Source organism: Pelagibacterium flavum (genome assembly GCF_025854335.1).
Classification (GTDB): Bacteria; Pseudomonadota; Alphaproteobacteria; order Rhizobiales; family Devosiaceae; genus Pelagibacterium; species Pelagibacterium flavum.
Map to the genome: position 1 here is coordinate 2,038,788 of NZ_CP107716.1, position 10,759 is coordinate 2,049,546.

Below are 10,759 nucleotides of genomic sequence, written 5' to 3' on the forward strand. Positions count from 1 at the left end.
CGTTTCGGTTAGCCAATCCCTAACGGGTGAGGCGCACACTGGGACGCAACACACTACAAGTTGCCGGCAATCCTTCTCCCTGTCCGGCAACGACGAAAGGATAGTCCATGTCCGACACCGAATTCTCCGCAGTCGAGTTCGACCGCGAAAAGGTGTACCCCGTCCTGCCGCTGCGCGACATCGTGGTGTTCCCATCGATGATCGTGCCGCTGTTTGTCGGGCGCGAGAAATCCGTGCGCGCACTTGAAGAGGTGATGCGCGAGGACAAGCATATACTGGTCGTTACCCAGAAAAATGCACAGGAAGACGATCCTGAACCCGACGGTATCTACGAGATCGGCACGATCGCGTCGGTACTGCAATTGCTCAAGCTGCCCGACGGGACCGTCAAGGTTCTGGTCGAGGGGCTGCACCGGGCCAAGATCGAGAACTATGTGCAGACCGAAAACTATTTCGAAGCACAGGCCGAAGCGCTGCCCGTTGAAGGCCATGACGCGGTCGAAGCCGAGGCGCTTGCGCGTTCGGCGGTCACCGAGTTCGAGAACTACGTCAAGCTCAACAAGAAGATCTCGTCCGAGGTTGTCGCCGCGGTCACCCAGATCGACGAACATTCCAAGCTCGCCGACACGATTGCCAGCCATCTGGCGGTCAAGATTCAGGACAAGCAGGACATTTTGTCGACCCCATCGGTCACCGAGCGTCTTGAGCGCGTCCTGGGCCTTATGGAAGGCGAGATCGGGGTTCTGCAGGTTGAGCGGCGTATCCGCAGCCGGGTCAAGCGCCAGATGGAAAAGACCCAGCGCGAATATTATCTCAACGAGCAGATGAAGGCGATCCAGCGCGAGCTGGGCGATGGCGAAGATGGCACCAACGAGCTTCAGGAGCTCGAGGAGCGCATCGCCAAGACCAAGCTTTCCAAGGAAGCGCGGCAGAAGGCCGACGCCGAGATGAAAAAGCTCAAGCAGATGAGCCCCATGTCGGCGGAAGCCACGGTGGTGCGCAACTATCTCGACTGGATGCTGAACCTGCCCTGGGGCAAGAAGTCCAAGGTCAAGCGCGATCTCAAGTTTGCAGAGGACGTGCTCGACAACGATCACTATGGCCTGGACAAGGTCAAGGAACGCATTGTCGAGTATCTCGCCGTGCAGAGCCGGACCGGCAAGCTCAAGGGCCCGATTCTTTGCCTTGTGGGCCCTCCGGGCGTCGGCAAGACCTCGCTGGCCCGCTCGATCGCCAAGGCGACGGGGCGTGAATATGTACGCATGAGCCTGGGCGGCGTTCGGGACGAAGCGGAAATCCGCGGCCACCGGCGGACCTATATCGGGTCCATGCCCGGCAAGATCGTGCAGTCGCTCAAGAAAGCGGGAAAAGCCAATCCGCTGTTCCTGCTCGACGAGATCGACAAGATGGGCCAGGACTTCCGGGGCGATCCTTCTTCGGCACTGCTCGAAGTGCTCGATCCGGAGCAGAATTCGACCTTCAACGACCATTACCTCGAAGTCGATTTCGACCTCTCGGATGTGATGTTCGTGACGACGGCGAATACGCTCAACATCCCCGGGCCGCTCCTCGACCGTATGGAGATCATCCGGTTGTCGGGGTACACGGACGAGGAAAAGTGGGAAATCTCCCGCCGTCACCTGATACCCGAGACCCTCAAGGAGCACGGGTTGAAGGCCGAGGAGTTCGAGCTGACCGACGAGTCTCTCCAGCTTCTGACGCGGCGCTACACCCGCGAAGCGGGCGTGCGTAACCTGAAGCGCGAGATCGCCAATCTGATGCGCAAGTCGGTCAAGGACATCCTGCTGACGGGCAAGAAGAAGATCGTCGTCACACCCGAACTGGTCGAGGAATATCTCGGCGCTCCGCGGTTCCGCTATGGCGAGATCGATGCCGAGCCTCAGGTTGGCGTTGTGACCGGTCTGGCCTGGACTTCGGTTGGCGGTGAGTTGTTGACCATCGAAGGCATCATGAGCCCGGGCAAGGGCAAGATGACCGTGACGGGCAACCTCAAGGACGTCATGAAGGAGTCGATTTCGGCTGCCGCAACCTATGTGCGGGCCCGGGCGCTCGAATACGGCATCAAGCCGCCGCTGTTCGACAAGCGCGACATCCACGTGCACGTGCCCGAGGGCGCGACGCCCAAGGACGGACCCTCGGCCGGTATCGGCATGGCCACGGCCATCGTCTCGGTGATGACGGGCATTCCCGTTCGCCACGACGTTGCCATGACCGGCGAGATCACGCTGCGGGGCCGGGTGCTGCCGATCGGTGGGCTCAAGGAGAAGCTGCTGGCGGCTCTGCGGGGCGGCATCAAGAAGGTGCTGATCCCGGAAGAGAACGTTCGCGACCTCAAGGAAATTCCTGACAACGTCAAGGAAGGCCTGGAGATCGTGCCGGTGAGCCGGATGGGTGAAGTGCTCGAGCATGCGCTGGTCGAGATGCCCCAGGCCATCGAGTGGACCTTCGAGGACGATGCCAAGCCGGTGCCCGCCACCGATAGTGACGACACCGGAGCCGCGCTGCCGCACTAGAGCAGTCCCGCGCTTCCGAACCGAACAAGTGGTATCCACTTATTCTGGAAGCGCTTCGGCCAAGCGTGCCATGAAATATTAAAACGGCGCCTCGAAAGGGGCGCCGTTCTTTTTTGGGGCCGGGCATATGGGGCACATATGGGCGGAGGCCGGTGATTCGGCCGGAAAGTCCCGCAAACCGGCACGCGAGCCGCTTTTTGTGCATGATGTGTTAACAATTGCGCGAGGACCTTGCCACATTGGTGACATGGTCTGGAATTTTCCCCCGTTTTGCGGCCGAAAACGCCGAGAATCCCGCAGTTTTCCTTGCTTTTACCCCGGAATCGTAAAAGGGTGATGCCGCTTCCGCTCGTCCCGTTAGGATGGGCACATCATTGTGAGGAAACGCTATGAACAAGAACGATCTGAGCGCGGCTGTCGCCGAAAAGGCTGATCTCACCAAGGCCCAGGCGGCAGCAGCGGTTGATGCTGTTTTCGAAAGCATCACCGCCGCTCTGAAGGGTGGAGACGAAGTTCGTCTCGTCGGTTTCGGCACTTTCGCCGCTACCCAGCGCAAGGCCACCAAGGGCCGCAACCCGGCCACCGGCGCGGAAATCGACATTCCGGCTTCGACCCAGCCCAAGTTCAAGGCCGGCAAGGGCCTCAAGGACGCGCTGAACTAAGCCATTTATGGCTTCAGTATGGTTTGGCCCCGGACACCCGTCCGGGGTCTTTCCGTTTCCGGCCCGTGGTGGCGTTCCAGCTATTGACGGGAAGGGGGTTTGCGCCTAATCAGGCGCGGCATTGCGCGACCGGGACGACCAAGACCCGGTTCTTTCCGTTCACGAGCGGGCAAGGGCGATTAGCTCAGTTGGTAGAGCGCCTCGTTTACACCGAGGATGTCGGCAGTTCGAGTCTGTCATCGCCCACCAAGCCCTTGCTAAATGCTTGATATTAAGCGATCTTTCCCACTTTTTCCCTCGCCAGACTCGAACAGGACTTGGTGACCGTCGGCACAAGCCTATGAAGCCGAGAGATTCGCAAAAAGCGAATGGCTGATAAGGGGTGGGAAGCGGATTGCCGGGCTGCAAAGCCGCCCTCACGCATCGCAGAACCCCTTGGGTCTCACCTGCTTTCGCGCCCGGCTTTTGCGACCGAAATTGGCCGTGGATTTCAGGGGCGACCGATCTGTCGCGAAACTTAGGAATTTTTGTGAAACGTTCAGCGCGCTAAGCCAAACTGGATTTCGATGTTGTGATATGAAGCGCCGGGGCCGCTCCAGCCGTGATATATCTCCCGGCTTTCCCCTGAGTAGATATACCGGGACATATCCAATTCAGCGATAAGGGAGGCATACCCTTTCGTAAAAAGCGTTCGTAGCGATCCTTGGTGCACTTTACTCGCCACCATGATCGGCTCGAGATGAGCCAACTCAAGTTTGCCCTCGTATCGCTCGGTCTTCTTGACTGGGCGGCATATTTCCCAGTCGAAGAAGGTTTTGCTATCCTTTGGCAGATTGTGAGAAATGAAAAGATATGGGCCGTCAATCTCCAACCCGGCCTCCATAATCTGCTCGTCAATTGTCACAGCATACTTTGCTGCAGAGTTTTTGACGTCTGGAATCCTCAAACGGCTCCTTTCGCGCAGAACCCATAAGTCCTGCGTTTCCTTGATTTCCATCGGTTTCCACCTCTCATAGCCAGTGCAATCTCGGTGTCGTCGATACCTCGAAAAGGGATTACCGTCGCTTCAAAGTGTAGAACGATATTTCAATTTTCTTTTGGCAGTTTGGTGACTGAGGAAAATATTTCCAGAAAAGACATGTCGTTGCGCGAAGCCCCGACAAAAATGCGAGTTCTGCGCCGAATTCCTGCGAAGATATCGCCGATGACGACGAGCACCGGCAAGGTCTGGTTTCAGGAGCAATGACCGCCGACACAAACGACCGCAACGGGGCGGAAAGCTGCTGTCAGTGCCTGACGAGGGCAGCGACAGCGATGATCAACGCGGATCGCCATTTCCCGGACTTCGTTCCGCACGCCATGGTGCGCCCACCAAAGTTGTATGTTTAACCGGGAAGGCCGTCGATCGTTTCGAGTGACGCCAGGTCGTCGTCCCAGCTTGCACGACTGGAAAAGCATATGTGCGCGTTGGGCCGTATGCCGGTCCCACTGTCAAGGGACCCTGCCGGGACGACAATCACACCCTCGCTCACTTGAGAAAACGGGAGCGCAGAGCCGCATTCCGTACAAAAGCACTTTACGTGCCGTGATCCGGCAAGCCGGAAGGACTTGATATTGTTCTCACCCGACAACCACGTGATCTTCGCGGTGGACGAAAACAGGTTTGCCGAGTGGGCCGAGCCGCTATCCTTGCGGCAGCGCGAGCAGTGGCAAAGGAAGAAGCTCTCGAACTCTCCCGATACGTGGAACTTCACAGCGCCGCATAGGCACCGTCCGGTCGCTGGACTAGTCATGCGCATACACCTCGATATTCAGCCACCACCATCTGTCGAGCATGCAGTCAGCGGCCACCCGGTTCCGTATCCGCGTACCGAACTATGGTCAACTCAGGCTCAAAGCCGCTATTCCGGACGCCAAGTGTGAACGACCACAATGGATCGAAATCCGGCTGTCCCCCGCGCCATCATCAAGCTGGTATGTGCAGGAAGGGCTGCAAAATTCGCAAACGAAATCAATGGCCGGCTATCTGGTGGTGCGGGGTATCCATGCCAAAAACCACAGCAAAAGCGGAATGTCATCGCCCATCATTTTCCTTTCCAGTGCAAAGTTTGGTTAGTCGTAACCAGGGGCTGTTGCTTGCGCCCCGGGGCTCGAACCGCCAGATTGGGACCGAGGAGCAAGGGGGAGCAGCGGGGACATGCGGTTTTGGCGCCGATTCATCCTGTTTCTGTTTACGCCCGGCACACCATCACGCAGGACCGGGCCCGCGGTTGTTCGGCCGGTCAGGATCGAGCCAGAGGTCGTCCGGCGGCCAAGCGTTATCAGGGGGCGCTGCTGGGTGATCGATGGCGATACCATCGTTATCGACAAGATCCGTATCCGGCTGGCGGGGATAGATGCGCCCGAGCTCGAGCATCCCTGGGGACAGAAATCAAAATGGGCTCTGGTGCAGTTGTGCAAGGGGCAGACGATTACCGCCCAAATCAAACCTGAACTTTCTTACGACCGGATGGTGGCGCAGTGCTTTTTGCCCGATGGACGCGACCTGGCGGCTGAACTGGTCCGGTGTGGTCTGGCGCTCGACTGGCCGAAGTTCTCCGGCGGTGTGTATAAGCACCTTGAGCCCGAGGGCGCGCGGAAAAAACTGTGGCTGGCGGACGCCAGACAAAAGGGGCGGCAGGTGTTTTCGCGCTATTCGGCGCGCGATAGCGTGCCGCCCAGGCCGGGCGCGTGAGCAGGGCCTGATCGCTTGAGGGCAGCCGGCCTGTTGAACTGGCCGATCAATCAGTCAAATCCCGGTTTGTTGCCGCGCAGGCTCTTTATGGCACCGCGGCGGGTCTTGGCATCCAGGCGGCGGCGCTTGGAGGCGAGGGTGGGTTTCGTGGGGCGGCGCTTTCGCGGGACGTGGGTAGCCGTCCGGATCATTTCGGCAAGGCGATTGAGAGCGTCCTCGCGGTTGAGTGGCTGTGTGCGATGACGGTCGGCGGTGAGAACGATTACGCCGTCCTTTGTGGCCCGTGAGCCGGCCTGCGCGATGAGGCGGGTGCGCACGCCATCTGGCAGCGATGGGGATGCGGCAGCGTCGAAGCGCAGTTGTACGGCGGTTGCCACCTTGTTGACGTTCTGGCCGCCGGGCCCCGAACTGCGCACGAAATTGAGTTCCACCTCCGAGAGGGGAATGGACAGGTTGGCCGTGATTTCCAGTCGATCGGTCATGAGAGTTCTTTGCCGACCTCCCTTTGGAATTCTTTCGGTAGCGTGGTTCGGGCGACTGAAGTGGGTAGCTGAAAATGAGCGGAGGACGATTGATGTTCCTGCCGATTCTCGTTCACCTCGTTATGCGACGACAATCATTCGAGCCGCACCGCCGTGCCGTAGGCGAGAATTTCGGCCGCGCCCTGAGCAATCATCGAGGTTGTGATCCGTACGCTGACCACGGCGTCGGCACCCATGGTCTGGGCGTTTGCCATCATGCGATCGAGGGCCTGCTCGCGCGCTTCGGCCATGAGCTTGGTATATTCGCCAACTTCGCCGCCGACGAGATTGCGCAGCCCGGCAATGATATCGGTTCCCACGTGGCGGGCGCGAATCGTATTGCCCCTGGCGATGCCGATGGTTTCGGTAATTGTCCGGCCGGCAATGGTTTCGGCGGTGCTGATGATCATTGTTCGGTCTCCGTGCTGATCACTTGTCGACATTCTTGTCGTAGTAGTCGTCTTCCTTATTGCGCAGGCGTTGCTGGATGACGACAACGAGCAGACCCAGGGCAATCGCGATGGGCACCAGGGCCAGCAGGCCGAACGGCATGACCACGACAATGCCGGCAAGGCTGATGCCCAGCCAAAGCACGCCGAAAATTATCACCACGATGAGCGCGACCATATCGAGGCGCATGCCGGTTTTCTCCTCTGGTTTACCGGCTTTGTCTATCACAGACGTCGGGAGGCAGATAGGCGGTCGCCGGGCATCGCATGCGACGCGCCGACCGGGTGGTGGTTGGGGATAACCCGAGAAATTTTAAGGCGTTAGCGCGCAAATCAGATGGCAGTGAAAAATGATTTCGAAACTGACATGAAACCCGCTTGACTTGGTTGGGGGACCCCGTTAAACGAAGCCCACCTTGCCGGGGCCGAAGCGCTCCGGGGTCGCAAGGGGGTGTAGCTCAGTTGGTTAGAGCGCCGGCCTGTCACGCCGGAGGTCGCGGGTTCGAGTCCCGTCACTCCCGCCACTTTCCCTTGATCCCTCAGTGATTTTTCACCGCGTGGCAGGCAGAGTTTTTGTCTTGCGCCGGCAGCTGGTCGCGGTTCGAGTCCGGTCACTTCCCCTACAAACATTGCTGGAACATTGGCAGTATCTTACCGCCAGAATGCATGGATTTGCGTGTTGGGTGGGCCCGCGGGTGCGTGTTCTTGGAATTGCCTTTTGATGGCCGTGCTGTTGCCCCAATTCACGAACATGTTACCCATGGCCTGAATCGCTAGCGAGCCCCCAAATTTGTCATGCGGTTCGGCCATGAGCACTCGTTCGGAGCATACCGGGCGGGTGCTCCAGTTTTTTGGGCGGGCGGCGTCTGTCCCTATCCCTGGTCCGCGAAATCCTTGAGCGTTCCGTCTTCATAGACCAGCGCGCGGACGCAGGCGATGCCCTCGATATCGTCGGGATGAAGGTTTTCCAATCGCTCCAGAATTGTGCCGGCTACGACGTGGCTGAAACTGTAATCGGCTTGCGGGTCGATTCCATCGGCGCGCTCAAGCGGGAATTCGCCGATGCGCTCGCCCAGCACGTCCTGGAAGCGGACGGTTGCGTCGATCAGGCGGATGCCGACCGGACCGGCATGGTGGAGGGAAATGCTGAGGGTCTTTTCGCTGTCGCTCTCGCCATCGAGCAATTGCCAACTCTCAAGGCTGAGAATGTCTCCGGACTGGCCGTTGAGGCATTCGATGGCGTTCGCGCTGGTGGCGCTGAAAAGGGCAAAGGACAGGGCAAGAACAATCTGACGCATCAGGAAACTCCTCGGATCAGGAGGGGAATGCGGCAGAGGGGCACCCGGTTTCATTTGGAAGGGTGTGGTTGCATCACAATGATGCCAGAAAGGCCGGACGCGGGGGCCCGGCCATAAGCTTTAGCTGCAATAGGCGCGTACGAGATTGCCTGCCGCATCGACTTCGAGATTGAGGCGGTCAGGGCGGAAATCCTGGGTGACGGCCATGCCGGGGGTTATGACGCGGACGGTGCCGGGGGCATTGATGGGCTCGCCGCCTACGCGGACGTCCTGCGCCGTGCTGCCGATCACCGATTCTCCCGTCTTGCCCGCAAGCGCCTGGGCGCCGCAATCGACCGGAGGGGGCATGGAGGTGTCGGGTGGGGTGACGGTGGTCGAACAGCCCGCAAGAGCGATGGAGGTGGCAAGGGCGAGACCGCCAAGGGTGGTTTTCATTATCGGCATGCTGAATTCCTCGATACTAGAGCATTTCAGCGCTTCTTCGAATCGCTTCAATTGCTCTAAGCTTTTTGTTTTGTCGCGCTTCCGAACCGGATAAGTGGTACCCACTTATCCTGGAAGCGCTCTACTGAGTTTGCCCCCCGCAAGGTGCACTGGCACAACGAAAAAGGCCGGGAAATGATCCCGGCCCTTGCTTTTGTGTTCAATAATGTCAATCGCGGCTGGCGAACTTGCGGAAGCCTGCCTTGAGCCAGCGGCGGAAGTGCATGAAGCTTTCGCGGGTATCGCCGCGCAGATCCTGGTACACGCCGGACGCCATCAGCCCGAAGTCGCGCAGGTTCTCGATCCATTCGGGCTCGGTCGCCGTCAAGGCGGCTTCGGCGCGGCGGATGCGCAGGCGGTCTAGAAATGAATTTTCATTGTGGGCCATAGCAAACCCTCGTGATCGTTAGGCAATCGATGCCAATATAAGTATGGCGAATGCAAGGACAATGTCCAATCGGTACATAATGTTCCACATCCAAGGGGCAGTGTTGCCGATAAGCGCCATCCGGCTTATGGGTGAAAGGGCGGCGCTATCGGAGGTAATGATGGCACGTACCTTAAGGGAAGGGAAAAGAAGAATGCACCAAGTCATTCGTGCAACAGCGGTTTTTGCTTTATTGGTTCTGGCATCGATGCCGGCCATGGCGCAGCGGACCGATATTGTTGTGGGGCTGGTGCTCGAACCGCCGCATATGGACCCGACATCGAACGCGGCGGCGGCGATCGACGAGGTGGTTTACGCAAATCTGTTCGAAGGGCTGACCCGATTCGGGCCGGATGGCGATATTCTGCCTGCGCTGGCGCAGAGCTGGGACGTGTCCGGGGATGGGCTCACCTATACCTTCCATCTGGCCGAGGGCGTGGCCTTCCATGACGGATCGGCGCTGACTGCGGACGATGTTGTGTTTTCGCTCAACCGGGCGCGAGCCGAGGATTCGGTCAATGCCCAGAAGTTCCTGTTTGCCGATATCGAGAGCGTTGAGGCGGTCGACGACCTGACGGTGGTGGTGACGCTGAGCCAGCCGAACGGCAATTTTCCCTTCAATATGGCCTGGGGCGACGCGGTGATCGTGGCGCCCGAGAGTGCCGAGACCAACGCGACCGATCCGGTGGGGACGGGGCCGTTCCGGTTCGAGGACTGGCGGCAGGGCGATAGCGTTATCCTGGTGCGCAATGAGGAGTATTGGGGCGAGCCGGCGCTGCTGGAGCGGGCGACATTCCGGTTCATTTCCGACCCAACGGCGGCGTTTGCGGCGATGATGGCCGAAGATGTCGATACGTTTCCGGTGTTTCCGGCACCCGAAACACTGGCGCAGCTCGATGCCGATCCGCGGTTTGAGGTTGTGGTGGGCACCACCGAGGGCGAAACGATACTGGCGATGAACAACCGGCGCGAGCCGCTGAACGATGTCCTCGTGCGCGAGGCGATTGCCCGTGCGATCGACCGGCAGGCGGTGATCGATGGGGCGATGTTCGGGTACGGCACGCCAATCGGGACGCATTTCGCGCCGCATCATCCGGCCTATCTCGATCTTACCGAATTGTCCGAATACGATCCGGAGCGGTCGCGGGAGTTGCTGGCTGAAGCCGGGGTGAGCGGATTGCGGCTGTCGCTGGCGCTGCCGCCGCCGGTCTATGCGCGGCGCGGCGGGGAGATCATCGCGGCGCAGTTGCGCGACGTGGGGATCGAAACACAAATCGTCAATGTCGAATGGGCCCAGTGGCTCGAACAGGTGTTCGGCGAGGGCGATTTCGATCTGACGGTGATTTCGCACACCGAGCCGATGGATATCGAGATCTATGGCCGCGAGGACTATTATTTCGGTTATGGGGCGCCCGAGTTCGTAGCGCTGTGGGACGAGTTGGCCCGCACGATCGAACCGGAAGCGCGCAATGCATTGCTGGGCGATCTGCAGCGCAATATCTCGGAGAATTTCGTCAACGCCTATATCTTCCAGCTGGCCAAGGCCGGGGTGCAGAATGCCGACCTTGAGGGGCTGTGGGTGAATGCACCGACACAGGCGACCGATCTGACCGGGGTTCGTTGGGCCCGGTGACACAAATCCGGGCGGCGG

The 10,759-nt window shown here is 59.4% G+C and carries 13 protein-coding genes and 2 tRNA genes; 7 read left to right on the forward strand and 8 right to left on the reverse strand.

What is annotated here, in order from left to right:
- Positions 1 to 107: 107 nt before the first annotated feature.
- The 3 genes from lon (at position 108) to OF122_RS10190 (ending at position 3,445) form a co-directional block, all read left to right on the forward strand.
- Entirely contained in the window at positions 108 to 2,534 is a 2,427-nt protein-coding gene (gene lon / locus OF122_RS10180; RefSeq protein ID WP_264224149.1) for an endopeptidase La, read from the forward strand.
- Positions 2,535 to 2,923: 389 nt separating this feature from the next.
- Positions 2,924 to 3,196 (forward strand): HU family DNA-binding protein, encoded by a 273-nt coding sequence (locus OF122_RS10185; RefSeq protein WP_264224150.1) that lies wholly within the window; start codon positions 2,924 to 2,926, stop codon positions 3,194 to 3,196.
- Between the two features lie 173 nt (positions 3,197 to 3,369).
- A tRNA-Val gene (locus tag OF122_RS10190) sits at positions 3,370 to 3,445 on the forward strand.
- Between the two features lie 289 nt (positions 3,446 to 3,734).
- Here OF122_RS10190 and OF122_RS10195 read toward each other — a convergent pair.
- The gene (locus tag OF122_RS10195; RefSeq protein WP_264224151.1) at positions 3,735 to 4,193 is read right to left on the reverse strand and encodes a hypothetical protein; all 459 of its coding nucleotides are present in this window, start codon (positions 4,191 to 4,193) and stop codon (positions 3,735 to 3,737) included.
- 388 nt (positions 4,194 to 4,581) lie between these two features.
- The gene (locus OF122_RS10200; RefSeq protein WP_319019357.1) at positions 4,582 to 4,995 is read right to left on the reverse strand and encodes a GFA family protein; all 414 of its coding nucleotides are present in this window, start codon (positions 4,993 to 4,995) and stop codon (positions 4,582 to 4,584) included.
- A gap of 35 nt (positions 4,996 to 5,030) precedes the next feature.
- Between OF122_RS10200 and OF122_RS10205 the strand changes: the two genes are divergently transcribed.
- Entirely contained in the window at positions 5,031 to 5,312 is a 282-nt protein-coding gene (locus OF122_RS10205) for a hypothetical protein (RefSeq protein WP_264224153.1), read from the forward strand.
- Between the two features lie 81 nt (positions 5,313 to 5,393).
- Positions 5,394 to 5,930 (forward strand): thermonuclease family protein, encoded by a 537-nt coding sequence (locus tag OF122_RS10210; protein WP_264224154.1) that lies wholly within the window; start codon positions 5,394 to 5,396, stop codon positions 5,928 to 5,930.
- Positions 5,931 to 5,980: 50 nt separating this feature from the next.
- Here the strand turns inward: OF122_RS10210 and arfB are convergent, their stop codons facing one another.
- The 3 genes from arfB to OF122_RS10225 all read right to left on the reverse strand — a co-directional run bounded on the left by arfB (position 5,981) and on the right by OF122_RS10225 (position 7,090).
- Positions 5,981 to 6,412, reverse strand: coding sequence for an alternative ribosome rescue aminoacyl-tRNA hydrolase ArfB (gene arfB / locus OF122_RS10215; RefSeq protein ID WP_264224155.1), 432 nt, complete (start codon positions 6,410 to 6,412; stop codon positions 5,981 to 5,983).
- 134 nt (positions 6,413 to 6,546) lie between these two features.
- Complete coding sequence (locus tag OF122_RS10220; protein WP_264224156.1) at positions 6,547 to 6,861, reverse strand: YbjQ family protein; 315 nt, start codon at positions 6,859 to 6,861, stop codon at positions 6,547 to 6,549.
- 19 nt (positions 6,862 to 6,880) lie between these two features.
- Positions 6,881 to 7,090 carry a hypothetical protein gene (locus OF122_RS10225; protein WP_264224157.1) on the reverse strand — a complete coding sequence of 70 codons (210 nt, stop codon included), beginning with the start codon at positions 7,088 to 7,090 and terminating at the stop codon, positions 6,881 to 6,883.
- Between the two features lie 257 nt (positions 7,091 to 7,347).
- On the opposite strand from OF122_RS10225, the gene OF122_RS10230 reads away from it, so the two are divergent.
- Positions 7,348 to 7,424 (forward strand) — tRNA-Asp (locus OF122_RS10230).
- A 348-nt stretch (positions 7,425 to 7,772) separates the two neighbouring features.
- Here the strand turns inward: OF122_RS10230 and OF122_RS10235 are convergent.
- The 3 genes from OF122_RS10235 to OF122_RS10245 form a co-directional block, all read right to left on the reverse strand.
- A complete protein-coding gene (locus OF122_RS10235; protein WP_264224158.1) occupies positions 7,773 to 8,198 on the reverse strand; it encodes a hypothetical protein in 426 nt (141 codons plus the stop codon).
- 120 nt (positions 8,199 to 8,318) lie between these two features.
- Positions 8,319 to 8,642, reverse strand: a complete 324-nt coding sequence (locus tag OF122_RS10240; RefSeq protein WP_264224159.1) for an I78 family peptidase inhibitor — start codon at positions 8,640 to 8,642, stop codon at positions 8,319 to 8,321.
- A 208-nt stretch (positions 8,643 to 8,850) separates the two neighbouring features.
- On the reverse strand, positions 8,851 to 9,069 hold the full coding sequence (locus OF122_RS10245; RefSeq protein WP_264224160.1) for a hypothetical protein: 219 nt from the start codon (positions 9,067 to 9,069) through the stop codon (positions 8,851 to 8,853).
- A 193-nt stretch (positions 9,070 to 9,262) separates the two neighbouring features.
- Here OF122_RS10245 and OF122_RS10250 point away from each other — a divergent pair, with 193 nt between their 5' ends.
- Positions 9,263 to 10,741 carry an ABC transporter substrate-binding protein gene (locus OF122_RS10250; protein WP_264224161.1) on the forward strand — a complete coding sequence of 493 codons (1,479 nt, stop codon included), beginning with the start codon at positions 9,263 to 9,265 and terminating at the stop codon, positions 10,739 to 10,741.
- Positions 10,742 to 10,759: the final 18 nt, after the last annotated feature.